Genomic DNA, 16657 nt, shown 5'->3' on the forward strand with positions numbered 1-16657 from the left:
GGCCCTTATGACGGATGTGATCGATTCTTCCTATAACAGTTATCTAACCGCCTTCACCGAGACGCCGGCGAACGACGCCGCGCCCGAATGGCTGGAGCCCGTGCGCGAAGACGCCCGCCGCGCCTTCTCCCGGATCGGCTTCCCGACCCGGCGCGACGAGGATTGGCGCTACTTCAGCGTCTCCCCAATCGTCGAAACGCCCTTCAAGCGAGCGGCGGGCGGCCCGGGAACGCTGGACCGCGCGGCCATCGCGCCATACAGCCTCGAAGGCGGCGTGGGAACGCAGCTAGTGTTCGTAAACGGCGCCTACGATGCGTCGCTTTCGACCGTCGGCGAGCTGCCGAAGGGCGTCACTCTGACAACGCTCTCGCAGGCGATCGCCGAGACGCCCGAGCTGGTCAAGCCGCACCTCGCCCAAACCGCGAAGTTCGACAATCACGCTTTCGTGGCGCTGAACACGGCGGCGCTCGCCGACGGCGTATTTCTGAACATTGAACGCAATGTCGTGATCGAAGCCCCGATCCACCTGCTGTTCGTTTCGCAGGCCGGCTCGGAAGCGACGGTCTCCCACCCGCGCAACTTGTTTGTGGCGGCGGAGAACAGCCAGGCGACGATCGTCGAGAGCTATGTCGGCGTCGGCGATAATGTGTACTTCACAAACGCCGTCACCGAAGTCGTGCTCGGCGCCAACGCCGTGATCGACCATTACAAGGTCCAGCGCGAAAGCAAGACCGCGTTCCATGTCGCAACGATGGAGCTGACGCTCAGCCGCACGTCGAACTTCACCTCGCACGCGGTGACGCTCGGCGGGTCGGCGACGCGCAACGACATCAACGCGTTTTTGGGCGCCGAAGGTATCGTCTGCACTCTGAACGGCGTGTACTACGGCAACGACCGGCAGGTCATCGACAACCATACGTCGATCGACCACGCCTTCCCGCACTGCGACAGCCACGAGATCTACAAGGGCATCCTGGACGGCAAGTCGCGCGGCGTGTTTAACGGCAAAATCTTCGTCCGCGAAGACGCGCAAAAGACCGACGCCAAGCAGACCAACCAGACACTGCTGCTCTCGGACGACGCGCAGATCAACACCAAGCCTCAGCTGGAGATCTTCGCGGATGACGTCAAGTGCACCCACGGCGCGACCGTCGGCCAGCTCAGCGACGAGGCCCTGTTCTACCTGCGCACGCGCGGTATCCCCGTAGCGGAGGCGCGCAACCTGCTGACCTACGCCTTCGCAAGCGATATCGTTTCGCGAATCAAGGTGGAAGCCCTGCGCGCGCAGATCGACCGCCTGCTCCTGGCGCAGAACGACCTCGAAGGAGTCGCGTAAATGGCAGCCGCTCCGCAAACAGCCAAAGGATACGATGTTCAGGCGGTTCGGGCTGATTTCCCGATCCTGCACACCCAGATGCATGGCAAGCCGCTTGTGTATCTGGATAACGCCGCCACGACTCAAAAGCCGCAGTCGGTGATCGACACGCTCCTCCGTTACTATACGGAAGAGAACGCGAACATCCACCGCAGCCCTCACCTGCTTGCGGAGAAGGCGACGCGCGCCTATGAAGGCGCGCGCGTCAAGGTCAAGGAATTCATCCACGCCGAGGACGCGCACGAGATCATCTTTGTGCGCAACGCGACCGAAGGCGTCAACCTGGTTGCGTCCACCTATGGCCGCAAGAACATCGGCCCCGGCGACGAGATTTTGATCTCGACGATGGAGCACCACTGCAACATCGTCCCCTGGCAGATGCTCTGCGAGGAAAAGGGCGCCAAGCTCAAGGTGATCCCGATCAACGACGCCGGCGAGCTGCTGATGGACGAGTTCGACAAACTGCTCACCGAACGCACGAAGATCGTCGCGGTCGTGCATATGTCGAATGTCCTGGGCACGATCAACCCGATCGAAGAGATCATCACGAAGGCGCACGCGCAGGGCGTTCCCGTCCTGATCGACGCCGCGCAGTCGGCCTATCATATCCCGCTTGACGTCCAGGCGCTGGACGCCGACTTCTTAGTCTTTTCCGGACACAAACTTTACGGGCCCACCGGCATTGGCGTGCTCTACGGCAAGACCGCGCTCCTGGAGGCGATGCCGCCCTACCAGGGCGGCGGCGACATGATCGCCACGGTCACTTTCGAGCATACCGAGTACAACGATCTGCCCTATAAGTTCGAAGCCGGCACCCCGCACATCGCCGGCGCGGCCGGCCTCGGCGCGGCGATCGATTACATCCAAAGCCTTGGCGTCGCCAACATCGCCGCCTACGAGCACGAACTGATGGAGTATGGAACGCAGGCCCTCTCGGAAATCGAGGGCTTCCGGATGATCGGAACGGCCAGGAACAAGGCGAGCGTCTACTCGTTCACGCTGGGCGACATCCACCCATTGGAAATCGGAACGCTGCTGGATCGCCAGGGGATCGCCATTCGCACCGGCCAGCACTGCGCCCACCCCGTCTTACAGCGTCTCGGCGTGCCATCGACGGCGCGCGCTTCGCTCGGCTTGTATAACACGCGCGAGGAGATCGACGCCCTGGTCGTGGGCCTGCGCAAAGTTCAGGAGTTTTTTGCAAAATGAGTGGCGCCCAGACGCAATCGATCGCGTCCACGCAGGACGAGATCATCGACGAACTCGCGCTTTTCGAAGACTGGACCGAACGCTACGGCTTCGTGATCGAACTGGGCCAGGCGCTCCCCGCCTTGCCCGAAGAGTTCAAGACCGACGCCAATAAAGTGCGCGGCTGCCAATCCCAGGTCTGGATTCATCCGACTTTGGCTAACGGCGTTGTCACGCTCCAGGCCGACAGCGACGCCCCCACCGTGCGCGGCTTGATCGCCATGCTCGTTCGCCTCTACTCCGGCCATACGCCCGAAGAGATCGTCGCCAAGAACCCCGATTTCATCGAACGTTCGGGACTGGCCGAAAACCTCTCGATGGTCCGCGTCAACGGCATGCGCGCGGCCGACAAGCAAATTAAGAAGTACGCACAGGGGTTTATTGACGCCACCGCCTAACCATCAGCGAAGTCCACATGAGGCGCCGGCGGTTAAAACCGCGCCTAGAAGTGCGCCAAAGTCCGCCTTCGCGGACTCAATGCCAATATGCGCAGATCATACTTGCGTAACAAATCTTTGCAACCCACGCAGGTGGGTTTCTGCGCTCTTGCAGGCGCGGTTTCAACCGCCGCGCCGGCTCTTCAGGTGCCGCAGCAACAACGGAAGCACAACACCATGGCAGAAGAACGAACACGCGTTTATCCGCTCGCGATTGAAGCGGAAGTGATCGAGATGATCCGCACCGTTTACGATCCCGAGATCCCGGTCAATATCTACGAGATGGGCCTGATCTACGAGATCGATGTGGACGAGTACGGCGTCGTCGATATCCAGATGACCCTCACCTCCCCCGCCTGCCCCGTCGCCGGGTCGCTGCCGGGCGATGTCGAGCAGAAGGTCCGGCAAGTCGAAGGCGTGACGGATGTGAAGGTCAAGCTTGTCTGGGAGCCGGCTTGGAGCATGGACCTGATGTCCGAGGACGCCAAGCTGGAGCTGGGGTTCTTCTAAGGCAGAAATCCACAAAACGGGGGCGGACGCATGATGCGTCCGCCCCTGTGTGTTTTGGAGCCCCGCCTTGAAAGACGGGGCTGGGGGAAGCTTTGCTTCCGACCGTCCGTGCCGGACGGAAGAAGGTGATCGTTTGCGTTTACACTCTTCCGTCCGGCACGGACGGTCGGTGGCGAAGCCACCCCCAGCCGGGTAATTCATTGCCCGGTATGCTGTACGTTCACACGTGATCCGGAAACGGGAAGTACAGCGGCGCGGGGAACCAGGCGTGCGCGAGGTTGGGTTCGCGGTCGCCGTCGAAGAAGCCGTCGATGGGGGCGGCGCCGAAGAGGAACTGATAGATGTCCATGCCATGCAGCGTGACGTCGGGCTCCCGATCGGTGGGAGAGACGGCGACACTGCCCGCCACGATGGAGATGACGTGGTTTCCGAAGAGATCGGAGCCGACCACCATCTCGCCGCTGGGCAGCGGGCGATAGCTTGCCTTGAGCGTCAGAAACGCTTCGACCGTGCGGGCGAAGTTGAAGAGACGGTAGTTGCCCGCGTTTTCCACGACATAGCTCTCACAGATCCGAATCGCCTGCGCGAGATTTTGCGGCTCATGGGTTGGCAGGAACACGGTAGAGTGCTCTCCCGGCCGGCTCGCCGTTAGCGCGTGCAGGATGGAGGGGAGCTGGTTGTCGTCCGCGACGCGAATCTCTTTGATGGTCGATCCACTACGCGTCACATATCCGACGACTTCCCCATCGGCGAAGATGACATATGGCGTCGCCACGCCCGCGCGGAGGATATTGACGAACTTTTCACGCGGACGCTCGATTCGGGCGAACTGCGCGGCGTAAATCTCGTAAGCTTTATTGATAATCTCTTCGCTTTGCGCGGCCATCTCTTCAAATGTATACGTCGCGAAGCCGGCGTGGCGGGCGGTGTGCTTGACGCTGGCTGGGCTGAAATAGACCGCGCAGGCGGCGCCGCAGGGCTCGTAGCCAAAGTACTGATATCGCTGACGCTGTCCGGTCAGGAACGAGAAATCGACGCCGCCCATCGCCATATCGGCGGTGGCCGCGTTCATCAGTTCAACCATATAGCCTTTGCCGCCATGGTGTTTGTGGACGGCGACATTGCCCACGCCCGCGACGCGCAGCGAGATGTCGCCAATCCGATAGGTCATGGGGAACACGCCGACGGCGGCGCGGATGCGGCCGTTTTCCCGCACGACATACTGCTGCGACATGCTCTCATCGGTCGGTTCGTACATGGCGGGGCCAAAGGTCTGGAAATCCGTGGGGCCATGCGCCACGCTGAAAACCATGCTGATAAAATCGACCAGCTCTTCGTAATCCTGAGCGGTCAGGCGGGCGATCTCATGTGGCATCGCGAATTGTTCCTTTATGATCTCAAATTGCGAACTTCGAACGGCGTCTTCATAATACCTGGAATACGAACAGCCTCACCGTAAACGATTGCGAATTTTCTCACGGAACCGATCGCCTGCTTCCACGTTATAAAGACAAAGAACGACCAATGTCCGCCCGCACTTCGCGGCGTGAGGAACTATGGAAAAGCCAGCGGCTCCGCGCGACACTGTCGTCGCCCGCCACCACACAATGCATTTGAACGACGAGATCCCGCCGCTCTCGGACTTTCCCAGCACCAAGGATATCGCGCAGCATCCTCTGTTTCGTGGGGAAATCTCGCGTTTCCTCTGGCGTCTGCTGACCCTGCGCCTGAGCAAAACGGGCCGCTGGTTTGTCGCCGCCACGATCATCTTTACCGGTTACGGCGCGGTCTCGCTGGAGCTTCAATCGTATGTGCTGTTTTGCTATGCAATCGGCCTCTGGCTCGCCGCCGCCGTTTATGTGGCGCTCAGCCGTCCGCAGGTGACGATCCAGGCGAAGCATCCAGAGCGCGTTTGCGTCGGCGAGACGGTCTCCGTGGATGTGACCGTAACGCAGACGGGGCGCTTCGCCGGCGTGGACCTGACGCTGCTGCCGCACTGGCTGCCGCAGGCCGTGGACGCCGTTCCGGAATCCGGGGTCGATCTGCCGCCGCTGACGCGCGGCAAAAGCATCCACGTGCGGCTTGGCCTGCGCTGCAAGCAGCGTGGCATGCAGCAGCTCAAAGGCTACCGGGTTGAGACGGATTTTCCCTTCGGGCTGATCCGCGCCTATCGGACGTACTATCAGCCGCAAAGCCTTCTGGTGTATCCGGCGTTCCATCCGCTGACGCATCTGGATGTTCCCACGGGAAGCCGCTACCAACCCGGCGGCGTCGCGCTGGCGTCGCACCAGGGCGAATCGTTTGAGTTTTTGGGCAACCGTGAATACCATGAGGGCGACAGTATCCGCGACATCGACTGGCGCGCCATGGCGCGTCTTAGCCGGCCGATCATCCGCGAGTACCGCGAGGAGTATTTCCTGCGCGTCGGGGTGGTGCTGGACACTTATGTGGCCGGCGGGCCGGACGCGAAGGCGCGCGCGGCGGACTTCGAACGGGCCGTCTCCCTATGCGCCGCCGTCAGCGACTACATGGCGCGTCAGGACTATCTCGTGGACATCTTCGCCGCCGGCCCCAATCTCTATCACCTGACCGCCGGCCGAAGCCTGGCGCACCTGGATCAGATTTTGGACATTCTCGCCTGTGTCGATCCCAGTCCGGACGAGCCGTTCGAGATTTTAGAGCCCGAACTGCAAGAAAATCTCTCACGCATCACCACCGTGATCTGCGTCTTCCTGAACTGGGACGAGACACGCCTCGCCTTCGCCCAGCGCATGGCGCAGGCCGGCGCGGGCGTCAAGGTAATCCTGGTGCGCGACGGCGCGTGCACGATGGATCCCGGCGGCGGTACGGCCTTCACCGGCCCGATTCCCACGATCGACAAGGCTCGCTTTGACGCCGGACCGGAGGAGCTATGACCACACAGATTGCTCCCGGCGCCGCCGCGGAGCGCCCTGCCCCGTTTCGGCTGCCCTGGGCCGCCGAAGCGGCGATTTTGGTCGCTTACGCGGCGCTGCTGGTAAACGATCAGCGGTACGCGCTGATCGCCGTCTTCGCCGTGCTCCTGCATTTGGCGCGCTACTTCCCGCAGCGGATTCCGCAAGGGTCGTGGATCGTGTGGGTCATTCGGATTGCCGCCTACGGACTGATCGGCAGCGGCGCGGGCCGCAACGATCAAGGTAACGTCAGCCTCTTCGACCCGGCGACCGTCGACGCGTTCGGCGTGATCTGCGCCGTCGAGATCGTCATTCAGGCGTGGCGGGAGAAGCCCGGCGGCAATCCGCCCGGCGCTATCACGATCGCGCTGGCGTCCCTGGTTCTCGCCGCCGCCGCCACGACTTACGAGACCGCCTACATCCGCTGGATCGCGCCTGCGTACATCGTATTCACGGTGCTGTCGCTGCGCTCCTACTCGCGCCGTCCGCCCAGCGTAAAATCGACGGCGCCGAACTGGCGCGTGCTCTGGTCGCGAATGCTGGCGATCCTGGTGGGAGTCGGCGCCGGCTTCGGTGTTTATTCGATCTTCGTGACGTATCACGACAAGATCAATTCGCTTGGCGATAACCTCTTGTCTCGCCAGCATGCGCCGGAACGCGCCGCGCTGTCGTCCGCGCCAAGCCTCGGAGACAGCTTCAATAATGAGGGCTCCCCGACCCGGGTCCTGCGGATCACACATCTGGCGGGCGTCGCGCATCTGCGGGGCCTGGTCTTCGACACCTACCGTCATGGAAGCTGGACGCCGACGCTCGAAGGCCGTAAGTTCGTTCCCGCCGGCGAAAACAATCTCAAGCCAAATGCTAAAGGCGTCCGCGCCCATGTGACTTGCTTCGCGGAAGGACTGCATCTCCTGGTCGCGCCGCTGGGCGTCGCGGGCGTCGGCGGTCCTGAGCTCACGTCCATCGAGCGCTCGCCCGAGATCGGCAATCCGCTCAAGACGGATGTCGGCGCTCCGTATTACTACGATTTGATCCTGCCCGCAAACGAAGAGAACCAGGGAATTCTGTGCGCGCCTCCGACGCCGGACGAACGCGCTCGCTGCCTCGACGTTCCCAGCGAGATCGCTCCCGAAGTGCGCGCGCTCGCACGGAAAATCGCGGGCGGCGAACCCGATGACCGCGCGAAGGTGCAGGCCGTCACCAACTACCTGATCTCCCACTATTCGTACAGCCTCAACGTCCACATCGGCAAAGGGGACAAAGTTTCGGAGTTTCTGCTGCACCAGAAGGCGGCGTATTGCGAATACTTTGGCAGCGCCGCCGTGATCTTGCTGCGCTGCGTCGGCGTTCCGAGCCGCTACGCGACGGGATATTACGCCCATGAGGGCGAAGCAGGCGGCGAAACCGTCGTCCGCCAGCGCGACTCGCACGCCTGGGCCGAAAGCTGGATCAACGGCGTCGGCTGGGTGACCGTGGACGCCACGCCCGGCGGCGGCCGGCCGGACAAGCTTTATCCCGACACGCCTACGGGAACGAAGATCTGGGAAACGCTCGCGGACCGTATCTCCGATCTTCGCGAATGGCTCGCCCAGTTCAGTCCCGCCACGCTGAGCGGCGCCGCCTTTGGTCTGCTGCTCCTGTATGTCGGAGCGCGCGCGCTGCTCGCCCGCCGCCGGCGCGTCAAAACCCAAAAAAGCGCCGGCGGCTATGCGCCGATCGACGAAGAATTAGCCCGACTCGCCACACGGTTTTCAGCGCTGCTGAAGCGCGCCAACGCCCCCTGCCCGCCGTCCCGCCCTTGGGGCGAACACCTCACGCGCCTGGCCGGGCTGCCCAAAGCCGAGCAGCCCGAGCTGGACTTCGACCGCGCGAACGATTTCGTTCGCTGTTACAACCTGCTGCGCTTCCGCCGCGACGCCGATCCGGCCCTGCGGCGCGAGACGACCGATTTGATGGAGACTTTGGAGAGAGGACTCACAGGTTCACGACGATGACAATGGAAATCGAACGCATGGAAACATCCCCAACCGCGATCAAAACAACAAACACTGCGCCGCCCCTGACGCAGGCGGAGTTCGCGGAGATCGTGAGCCGCATTGAAGACAACCTGAGCACGGTCATCCGCGGCAAATCCGAGAGTATTCGCCTCGTCATGGTCGCGCTGCTCGCCGGCGGCCACGTTCTGCTGGAAGACGTCCCCGGCACGGGCAAGACCACGCTGGCGAAGTCCCTCGCCCGCTCGATCAGCGGGATCTTCCGCCGAATCCAGTTCACGCCCGACCTGCTGCCCGCCGACATCACCGGCACGAGCTTCTACCGCCCGCAGGACGGCACATTCGAATTCCGCGAAGGCCCCGTCTTCGCGAACGTCCTGCTCGCCGACGAGATCAACCGAACCTCCCCGCGCACCCAGTCGGCGCTGCTGGAGGTTATGAGCGAAAATCAGATCACCATCGAAGGCCGCCGCAAAGACCTGCCCCAGCCCTTCTTCGTAATCGCCACACAGAACCCCACGGAGTTCCACGGCACCTATCCTCTGCCCGAGGCCCAGCTCGACCGCTTCGCCGTCCGCGTCACGATGGGCTACCCGGACATCGAGCACGAGATGGAGATCCTGACCAGCCACCACGACCACGATCCGTTCGACGCTCTCAAGCCGCGCGTCAACGGCGAGGATATCCTCGCGATGCAGGAGCGCGTCAAGCACATTCAGTTCGACCCCACCGTCGCCGAATACGTCCTCAAAATCGTCCAGGCCACCCGCGCCGACGCCCGCCTGCGCCTGGGCGTCTCCCCGCGCGGCTCGCTCACCCTCTACCGAACGGCGCAAGCCCGCGCCGCCATCGACGGCCGCGACTTCGTGCTCCCCGAAGACGTGCGCGCGCTGGCGGCCCCGGTGCTCGCACACCGGATCATGCTGGACACGAAGGCGAAGTACGGAGGCGTACAGCCAGGGCAAGTGATCGAGGAAATTCTGGACGGAGTAGCGGCGCCGCGATAGTAAGAACTCGATCTTATCTACCCCATTGCTCACAAGGGTAGGTTTTCCAATAACGCAATCGCCAACATCGAGTTATTGGCCGGCATGCCCCCCAGTGAAATCGCCGAACAAAAACCTACCCTCGTGAGCTGCCTCATTGGGGCAGCTCCTCAATCGCGCAAAATCTTCTTGACAGATTCGAGGTTGGGATCTATAATGATCTAACCAATAACTTCAATTGGTCGTAATGGTAACACGATAATTCTTTTTCATTACTGATGATGGAGACGATGATGAAAATTCGAACCAAACTCCCACGTTCCTCCGGTTTTACGCTGATTGAGCTGCTCGTCGTTATCGCGATCATTGCGATCCTGTCCGCCATTCTCTTCCCGGTGTTCGCACAGGCTCGGGAGAAGGCAAGATCGATCTCTTGCCTATCGAACCTGAAGCAAATCGGCGTTGCTTTTCTCCAGTATAATCAGGACAGCGACGAATATTTTCCCGGGCTGTACCAGGGGAATTGGAATAGCAGCACCGGCCGCTGGATGGACAGCATTCAGCCGTATATCAAGAGCACGCAGGTCTTCAACTGCCCCAGCGACTCCAACGCCGCGAACAAGTACATTCCCAATCGCGGCCTGCTCGATCTCAGCGCCACGAACGTTGGCGGTTTCGGCAGCTATGCGGCCAGCAACGCTTATTGGGGCAATGGAGGGAACGCAGGCGGTTCTCAATGGGCCGGACCGATGAGCGGGGCGCAGAATGTCACGGACGCGCTGCCGGCGATTGAATCGCCTTCCACGACATTCCTGGCGGGAGACGGCAACGGCTCCTTCCAGCTCTCCTGGGCGTTTAACGCGCAGCAGCCGACCGCCATCGACGCGGCAAGCACGCCGCCGAACACGCTTCATGGGACCGACGCCACCAACACGAATCTCGAGGGAATGCTCGTCGCGAGACATCAGAATCGGACCAACGTCATCTTCTGTGATGGACACGCCAAATCCATGACTCTGAGCTCGCTGCTGACGACATCGGCCCAGACCACCACGACGTGCGGGACATGGGAAACTCCCACCAACCATTGCGGTTTGGTCTACTTCACGCGAGCCGACGACGGCCAATGATCCCACCGAACTTCCGAACCGGAGTGTGGACGCCTAGCGCCCACACTCCGTCCGCACGCGCGGCGCGACGGATCCGGCGTATGCTTTACGCCGGCGGCGCGCTGGCTTTCTTCACCCTCCCCGCTCACGGTGCGAATGGGAAGCGCGGCGAAACGAATATTCTTCCGCAAGCCACGCTCGCGGCCAGTCACTTCGGCCATGACGCGCCCTGGTATAAGGAAAACATCCCCTTCTTCGAATGCTCGGATCCCCAGATTACCGAAATCTACTACTATCGCTGGAAGGACTACAAGTCGCACCTGCGGGACCTGGGCGCGCGCGGCTACATCGCCACCGAATTTCTGGACGATGTCGGCTGGTCCCTCAAGCCCTACGAGAGCCTGAACGACGCCACCGCCTTCCACATCCACGAGGGCCGCTGGCTCCGGGATCGGCGCTACATGGACGATTATATCGACTTCATGTATCACGGCGGCAACGACCGGCATTTCAGCGAGTCCATTGCGGACGCCGCCTACTCCCGCTACCTTGTGGACTCGGACCGCGCGTTCGCCGTGAAGAACCTGGAGGAGATGAAGCGCATCTACCAGCAGTGGGACGACCACTGGGACGCCGGAAAAGGGCTGTATTTTATCGAGCCGCTGCTGGACGCCACGGAATACACGATTTCATCCATCGACGCCTCAGGCGGTCGGGATGGATTCGTGGGCGGAGACGCGTTCCGCCCCAGCATCAACAGCTTCATGTTCGCCAACGCGCGCGCTATCAGCCGGCTTTCCGCGCTGGCGGGAGACGCCGCAACCGCGCAGGAATACGCGTCCAAGGCTGATACTCTCCGGAGTCTGATGGAGCGAGATCTTTGGAACGACGATTTTCAGCACTATATCGATCGCTACAAAGTCAGCAACCAGTTCGTTCACTATTGGGACTTCATCCGTGGAAGAGAACTCGCCGGTTACACGCCGTGGTACTTTGACTTGCCGGATCGAGACCCCAAGTACGCGGCTTCATGGCGCCACATTCTCGATCCCGCTCGTCTGGGCGGCCCGGGCGGGATCCGCACCGTCGAACCGTCCTACGAGTATTATATGCGGCAGTACCGGTATGCCCATGAGGACGGGAAAGATAAGCCGGAATGCCAGTGGAATGGCCCAAGCTGGCCGTTCCAAACCACGCTGGCGCTGGGCGGCCTGGCGAATTTCCTCAACGACTATCCCAAACAAGCGATCATCGGCGATGACGATTACGTGCGTCTGCTCCGGCAATACACGCAGCAGCATTACCGAGATGGGAAGCCGGATTTACAGGAGGACTACGATCCGAACACCGGCCGCGCGATCGTCGGCCTGAACCGGAGCCATCATTACAACCATTCCGGCTATAACGACCTCGTGATCACGGGGCTGGCGGGCCTGCGGCCACGCGCCGACGATATTCTGGAAATCAATCCGCTTCTACGCACAGGCTCAAAGTCGAAAAACCCAATCGCCTCACTGTGCCTGGAAAACGCGTCCTATCATGGCCGGCTTGTCACGATCCTCTATGACCGGGACGGCAAACACTACCATCGGGGCGTCGGACTGTCCGTGTGGGTGGATGGCCGCCTGCTCGCGAAATCGCCGGCGCTGGGGCGCATATTGGTGAAGCTCCCCAAGCAAGCGGCGCCGCCTCGCCCAAGCACCCCATCACTTGCAAATCTGGCCGTGAACCTGACTCGAAGCGGCTTCCCGGCTCCCTCCGCCTCCCTGAACAGCGCCCCTGCAGATCTCTATCCAGCGGTCGACGGCCGCGTTTGGTTCTACCCGGAGCTGCGCAACTACTGGACGAACCTCGGCTCGCGGAGCCAGAGCGATTGGTTTAGCCTCGACTTAGGAAGCGTCAAAACCGTCCAATCGGCGCGCCTTTATTTCTACGGCGACGGCGCGAAGTTCAAGGCTCCCGCCAGCGCCGCGATCCAGTACTGGACAGGGAATAAATGGGCGGATGCGCCAGGCGGCAAGACCTCGGCGCTCAAACCCGTCGAGAACGGCGAAACCGTCATCCGCTTCGCGCCCGTTCAAACATCCCGCCTGCGCGTGCTCTTTGCCAATCCCGAAAGCGCCGCCGTGGCTCTGGTGGAGATGAAAGTCTACGGAACCCAACTGGTCGCCTCGCCGGAACGGACGGCCACAGCGCAAGTGACGGGACTGCCGCTCGAACTCGAGGGATTGCAGCAGGAAAATTCACGCACCGGAGAATTCAACGGAAAACGATGGCGCGACGCCAACGATGGGGGCTATTTCGCCTTCGATCTCAAAACCGCGCCCAACGCCCCGAACGCGCTTGTGGTGACCTATTGGGGCGGCGACGCCGGAAATCGCCGGTTCGACATCCTGGTGAACGGAGTCCATCTTGCGGAGCAGACGCTGGAGAACAACCAGCCGGGACAGTTCTTCGACGTGTCTTATCCCATCCCCACGGATCTCACGCAGGGAAAATCAACGATCACCGTACGCTTTCAAGCCAAACCCGGCGCCACCGCCGGCGGAGTATTTGGGGCGCAGCTGGCTCCGCGCTAGGCGAGGATGCACCGATGGGCGCTATCGATGGGTGGCGTCCATCGATAAGAATGGCCGGCGGTTTATACATTTTGCGGAGTTAATGACGTAAAATATTTGCGGATTCCGTAGTAAGGCCGGCTTTCTTTTGCGTAAATTGCGTCATTAAATTGACAAAATGCATTAACCGCCGGCGCCATCTGCATTACGACGCATGGCCTACCTACCCCACGCTCGGAACCTCGCTCTTATTCACCAAAAACGCCGCCGAGCTCTCGAAATACTCCAGCATCACCTGGCGGAACGGCGCGAACTCCGGCGTGGCGTCCACGCCCGCCATCATGTGCGTCATCCAGGCTTCTTTTTCGGCTTCGCCGATCACGAACGGCACGTGGCGCATGCGCAGGCGGGGGTGGCCGCGCTGTTCGCCGTACTGGGTGTGGCCGCCGAAGCGCTGGATCAGAAAGAGCGCCAGGTGCTTTTTGGCGTCGGTCATGTCCTTCGGGTACATCGGGCGGATCAGAGGCTCCGTCTCAATGCCGCGATAGAATGCTTCGACGAGGGCGTAAAACGGGGCGTCGCCGCCGACCTTTTCGTAGATCTCAACTGTTGGGTCATCCATGGTTTTATTATACCTGCGACAAACGCGCGAGAGATTTGATAGTAATTTTCTCGCAAATCCGGAACTTAAGGAATGCGTTTTGTGGTTATTGGCGTGTGCGCCGGCGTTTTAGGGTTTCAATTCAGAAGCGCTCCCGGTATAATTACCGGTGGCTTTTGGCGCCGAAGCAGGCGCCCCGCTCCCTGGCCGAGGCCGGATGAGCGGCAGAGTTGATCTTTTCGCTGAAAGCATGCACACGACAGATATTGTTTGGAGGAAAACGATGCCCCAGGTATTACCCGCCCTGCCCTACGCGTTCAACGCCCTTGAGCCGCATATCGATGCGCAGACCATGGAAATCCATCACGACAAGCATCACGCCGCCTACGTGAACAACTTGAACGCCGCGATCGAGAAGCATCCCGAACTTGGCGACAAGACGGCGGAAGAGCTGATCAAGGACCTCGGCGCCGTTCCCGAAGACATTCGCCCGGCCGTCCGCAACAACGGCGGCGGCCATGTGAACCACTCCCAGTTCTGGGAGACCCTGACCCCGGGCGGCGCGACCGCTCCGACCGGCGCGCTGGCCGACGCCATCAACGCGACCTTCGGGAGCTTTGACGCCTTCAAGACCGCGTTCAACGACGCCGGCGTCAAGCGCTTCGGCAGCGGCTGGGCGTGGCTTGTCCAGGGCGCCGACGGCAAGCTGGCGATTGTCAGCACCCCGAACCAGGACAACCCCATCACCGACGGTCACACCCCGATCCTCGGCAACGATGTCTGGGAGCATGCGTACTACCTGAAGTATCAGAACCGCCGCCCGGAGTACCTGGCCGCCTTCTGGAACGTCGTCAACTGGGACATCGTCGGCGCTCGCTACGACGCCGCCGCGTAATCGTCTCTCGTAAGAACGAATATGGGGACGCCGGATATTTCCCGCGTCCCCATATTCGTTTCGAGAATTGACGCCCTTACTGTGCAAGTGCTATACTACGCTTAGAATTCACCAGGTTTTTCGGGAGAATCGCGATGTCCGCTAACGAAATCAGCGCCGGTCTTACGGAAAAGGTCAACGAGTATCGGATGATGAGCGCGCCGCTCGAACAGGCGATGCGCGAATTAGAGTACGCGCAGTCGCTGCTCAAGGCGCGCGCCGAAGACGATATCTCGAAGACGGTCCCGGCGCTCGCGGCGCTCGCGGATATTCTGGACATCTCGTCCTTGGACCTGCTGACGGCGCCAGACCGGCTGGCGTTTTTGCAGGAAGCAATGCAGCGCCGGGAAATCACCGCCGAGGAAGTCGGACATCAAATGCGGGCGCAGGTGGAGTCGGCGCAGTCGCGCGATGAACTGAAAGCACTGGGCCTGGGCGAGCAGATTTCTTAGCCAAACGCCAGAAATCGCCGCTGAAATGAACAAAGGGGGAAGAAGCATCGTGCTCCTTCCCCCTTCGCTTATTAACTACCGAAATGAACGGTCCGCAAATTAATGTGTGGACGCCATCTCACCCTGCCGTGGGCGGGAAATCTGATCCCAGGTATTGTTGACGCGCTGATAACATGCGACGCGACCGTCGAGGCTCGCCGGTAGGACGTCCTCCTGCTCGAGAACGATACTTCTACCATTTCCCCCGACCTGCTTGTAACGCCCTGGGTGAACCCGCTGACCCGCGAGATACAGGTCATCGTTCTGCTCGTGAAATTCAGGACCTTGCCACATTTTACATCTCCTTAAGTGGTCGCTCGTGTTAACTTGAATAAGGGTGGGTCAACCCATCCTTGGGCTGCGTCCATCGATATTCTTCCACCATTTCATGGTATTTTAACCTGTTTTTTTGCGCTCATTGAAAGACGGACGATTTTATTTTTCCAAAGCGCCGTCTGAGATTGAGGATTGATGCAATCTGGGCGCCTGGAGCGGGTCGTTAATGCGGGCGATTATGCTATAATTCGCCATCACGCCAATGCCTTATTCCACAACAAATGTCGTCATCGTCAATCCCACCGCCGGTCGGGGGGAAGCAGGCAAGCAAGTTCCAGCGATCCGCCGGCTGCTGGACTCCGATTCGGCCGACTGGGTCTGGCTCTACACTAAGGCGCGCGGCGACGCCGAAAGCATGGCGCGCGAAGCGGCCGCCGGCGGCGCGAAGATCGTCGTGGCTGTGGGCGGCGACGGCACCTTGCACGAAGTCGCGAACGGCCTCCTGGGCACGCAGACGACCCTGGGACTGATTCCTTTCGGCACCGGCAACGATCTGGCGCGTTCCTTGAATCTCTTTGGGAACTTGGAGGTCGCCTGCCGCGCTGTTACCCACGGGCGGATATTGCATCTCGATGTCGGCGTGATCGAGGGCGCGGGATTCGACGGTCCTCGCCACTTTCTCGTGATCGCGGGAACCGGATTCGATGCGCGCACAGCGCAAACGGTCAACAATGGCGTCAAATGGATCGCCGGCGCGCCGGCCTATGTCATCGGGGCGGTCAAAACGCTGATGGGCTTCAGTCCGTTCGCGCTGACGCTGACGGCGGACGGCGAGAAGCGCGAAACGCGCGCGATGTTTGTCTCGGTGGCGAACGCCGAGACGACCGGCGGCGGCATGAAGATCGCGCCGGGAGCGAAGGTCGATGACGGTCAGTTCGATATCTGCCTGGTCGGGGCCGTTTCGAAGCTGACGCTGCTGCACCAGCTCACGAAAGTTTTTGACGGCGCGCATGTGCGCCACCCCGCCGTCACGATACTGCGCGCTTCGGAGATCACGCTGGAGGCCGATCCGCCGCAGCCGCTGCTGATTGACGGCGAAGTTTTGGGGACGACTCCCGCAAAGATCACCCTCCTGCGCGGCGCCCTGCCGATGCTGGTTCCCGCCGAGTCGAATACCGTTGCGTAACGGGGAGCGTCTGGGGCTA

Annotated in this window: 14 protein-coding genes; 12 read left to right on the forward strand and 2 right to left on the reverse strand. The window is 61.3% G+C overall.

Features of this window, described 5'->3' with window-relative positions; genetic code table 11:
• The first annotated feature begins 7 nt into the window (after nucleotides 1–7).
• The 4 genes from sufD to D5261_RS26240 all read left to right on the forward strand — a co-directional run bounded on the left by sufD (nucleotide 8) and on the right by D5261_RS26240 (nucleotide 3570).
• Entirely contained in the window at nucleotides 8–1336 is a 1329-nt protein-coding gene (gene sufD, locus D5261_RS26225; protein WP_119319194.1) for a Fe-S cluster assembly protein SufD, read from the forward strand.
• Nucleotides 1337–2584: a cysteine desulfurase gene (locus D5261_RS26230; protein WP_119319193.1), complete on the forward strand. Its 1248-nt coding sequence runs from the start codon at nucleotides 1337–1339 to the stop codon at nucleotides 2582–2584.
• A complete protein-coding gene (locus D5261_RS26235; protein ID WP_119319192.1) occupies nucleotides 2581–3021 on the forward strand; it encodes a SufE family protein in 441 nt (146 codons plus the stop codon). Before D5261_RS26230 ends, D5261_RS26235 begins: the two co-directional genes overlap by 4 nt.
• Before the next feature lie 216 nt (nucleotides 3022–3237).
• Nucleotides 3238–3570 carry an SUF system Fe-S cluster assembly protein gene (locus tag D5261_RS26240; protein ID WP_119319191.1) on the forward strand — a complete coding sequence of 111 codons (333 nt, stop codon included), beginning with the start codon at nucleotides 3238–3240 and terminating at the stop codon, nucleotides 3568–3570.
• A gap of 220 nt (nucleotides 3571–3790) precedes the next feature.
• Here the strand turns inward: D5261_RS26240 and D5261_RS26245 are convergent, their stop codons facing one another.
• Nucleotides 3791–4945 carry a GNAT family N-acetyltransferase gene (locus D5261_RS26245; RefSeq protein WP_119319190.1) on the reverse strand — a complete coding sequence of 385 codons (1155 nt, stop codon included), beginning with the start codon at nucleotides 4943–4945 and terminating at the stop codon, nucleotides 3791–3793.
• Nucleotides 4946–5126: 181 nt separating this feature from the next.
• Between D5261_RS26245 and D5261_RS26250 the strand changes: the two genes are divergently transcribed.
• The 5 genes from D5261_RS26250 to D5261_RS26270 all read left to right on the forward strand — a co-directional run bounded on the left by D5261_RS26250 (nucleotide 5127) and on the right by D5261_RS26270 (nucleotide 13171).
• Nucleotides 5127–6485, forward strand: a complete 1359-nt coding sequence (locus D5261_RS26250) for a DUF58 domain-containing protein (protein WP_119319189.1) — start codon at nucleotides 5127–5129, stop codon at nucleotides 6483–6485.
• Nucleotides 6482–8497, forward strand: coding sequence for a transglutaminase-like domain-containing protein (locus D5261_RS26255; protein WP_119319188.1), 2016 nt, complete (start codon nucleotides 6482–6484; stop codon nucleotides 8495–8497). Before D5261_RS26250 ends, D5261_RS26255 begins: the two co-directional genes overlap by 4 nt.
• A 17-nt stretch (nucleotides 8498–8514) precedes the next feature.
• Entirely contained in the window at nucleotides 8515–9504 is a 990-nt protein-coding gene (locus tag D5261_RS26260; RefSeq protein WP_119319688.1) for an AAA family ATPase, read from the forward strand.
• Nucleotides 9505–9773: 269 nt separating this feature from the next.
• Entirely contained in the window at nucleotides 9774–10613 is an 840-nt protein-coding gene (locus tag D5261_RS26265; RefSeq protein WP_125205766.1) for a DUF1559 family PulG-like putative transporter, read from the forward strand.
• Nucleotides 10610–13171 carry an MGH1-like glycoside hydrolase domain-containing protein gene (locus D5261_RS26270; protein ID WP_165863879.1) on the forward strand — a complete coding sequence of 854 codons (2562 nt, stop codon included), beginning with the start codon at nucleotides 10610–10612 and terminating at the stop codon, nucleotides 13169–13171. The genes D5261_RS26265 and D5261_RS26270 overlap by 4 nt, the downstream gene beginning before the upstream one ends.
• Before the next feature lie 202 nt (nucleotides 13172–13373).
• Here D5261_RS26270 and D5261_RS26275 read toward each other — a convergent pair whose 3' ends face one another.
• Nucleotides 13374–13772: a globin domain-containing protein gene (locus D5261_RS26275; RefSeq protein WP_119319185.1), complete on the reverse strand. Its 399-nt coding sequence runs from the start codon at nucleotides 13770–13772 to the stop codon at nucleotides 13374–13376.
• Nucleotides 13773–14034: 262 nt separating this feature from the next.
• Here D5261_RS26275 and D5261_RS26280 point away from each other — a divergent pair, with 262 nt between their 5' ends.
• The 3 genes from D5261_RS26280 to D5261_RS26290 all read left to right on the forward strand — a co-directional run bounded on the left by D5261_RS26280 (nucleotide 14035) and on the right by D5261_RS26290 (nucleotide 16638).
• The gene (locus D5261_RS26280) at nucleotides 14035–14646 is read left to right on the forward strand and encodes a superoxide dismutase (protein WP_119319184.1); all 612 of its coding nucleotides are present in this window, start codon (nucleotides 14035–14037) and stop codon (nucleotides 14644–14646) included.
• Between the two features lie 134 nt (nucleotides 14647–14780).
• Nucleotides 14781–15137, forward strand: coding sequence for a hypothetical protein (locus tag D5261_RS26285; protein WP_119319183.1), 357 nt, complete (start codon nucleotides 14781–14783; stop codon nucleotides 15135–15137).
• 577 nt (nucleotides 15138–15714) lie between these two features.
• A complete protein-coding gene (locus tag D5261_RS26290; RefSeq protein WP_119319181.1) occupies nucleotides 15715–16638 on the forward strand; it encodes a diacylglycerol/lipid kinase family protein in 924 nt (307 codons plus the stop codon).
• The last annotated feature ends 19 nt before the right edge of the window (nucleotides 16639–16657 follow it).

The sequence above is a fragment of the Capsulimonas corticalis genome (genome assembly GCF_003574315.2).
In the GTDB taxonomy this organism is placed as follows: Bacteria; Armatimonadota; Armatimonadia; order Armatimonadales; family Capsulimonadaceae; genus Capsulimonas; species Capsulimonas corticalis.

What these genes read in the sequence shown, in the direction of transcription:
- D5261_RS26250 (WP_119319189.1), top strand. Translation starts at nt 5,127, where the DNA reads ATGGAAAAGCCAGCGGCTCCGCGCGACACTGTCGTCGCCCGCCACCAC.
- D5261_RS26260 (WP_119319688.1), top strand. Translation starts at nt 8,515, where the DNA reads ATGGAAACATCCCCAACCGCGATCAAAACAACAAACACTGCGCCGCCC.
- D5261_RS26255 (WP_119319188.1), top strand. Translation starts at nt 6,482, where the DNA reads ATGACCACACAGATTGCTCCCGGCGCCGCCGCGGAGCGCCCTGCCCCG.
- D5261_RS26230 (WP_119319193.1), top strand. Translation starts at nt 1,337, where the DNA reads ATGGCAGCCGCTCCGCAAACAGCCAAAGGATACGATGTTCAGGCGGTT.
- D5261_RS26290 (WP_119319181.1), top strand. Translation starts at nt 15,715, where the DNA reads ATGCCTTATTCCACAACAAATGTCGTCATCGTCAATCCCACCGCCGGT.
- D5261_RS26280 (WP_119319184.1), top strand. Translation starts at nt 14,035, where the DNA reads ATGCCCCAGGTATTACCCGCCCTGCCCTACGCGTTCAACGCCCTTGAG.
- D5261_RS26270 (WP_165863879.1), top strand. Translation starts at nt 10,610, where the DNA reads ATGATCCCACCGAACTTCCGAACCGGAGTGTGGACGCCTAGCGCCCAC.
- D5261_RS26275 (WP_119319185.1), bottom strand. Translation starts at nt 13,772, where the DNA reads ATGGATGACCCAACAGTTGAGATCTACGAAAAGGTCGGCGGCGACGCC.
- sufD (WP_119319194.1), top strand. Translation starts at nt 8, where the DNA reads ATGACGGATGTGATCGATTCTTCCTATAACAGTTATCTAACCGCCTTC.
- D5261_RS26265 (WP_125205766.1), top strand. Translation starts at nt 9,774, where the DNA reads ATGATGAAAATTCGAACCAAACTCCCACGTTCCTCCGGTTTTACGCTG.
- D5261_RS26235 (WP_119319192.1), top strand. Translation starts at nt 2,581, where the DNA reads ATGAGTGGCGCCCAGACGCAATCGATCGCGTCCACGCAGGACGAGATC.
- D5261_RS26285 (WP_119319183.1), top strand. Translation starts at nt 14,781, where the DNA reads ATGTCCGCTAACGAAATCAGCGCCGGTCTTACGGAAAAGGTCAACGAG.
- D5261_RS26245 (WP_119319190.1), bottom strand. Translation starts at nt 4,945, where the DNA reads ATGCCACATGAGATCGCCCGCCTGACCGCTCAGGATTACGAAGAGCTG.
- D5261_RS26240 (WP_119319191.1), top strand. Translation starts at nt 3,238, where the DNA reads ATGGCAGAAGAACGAACACGCGTTTATCCGCTCGCGATTGAAGCGGAA.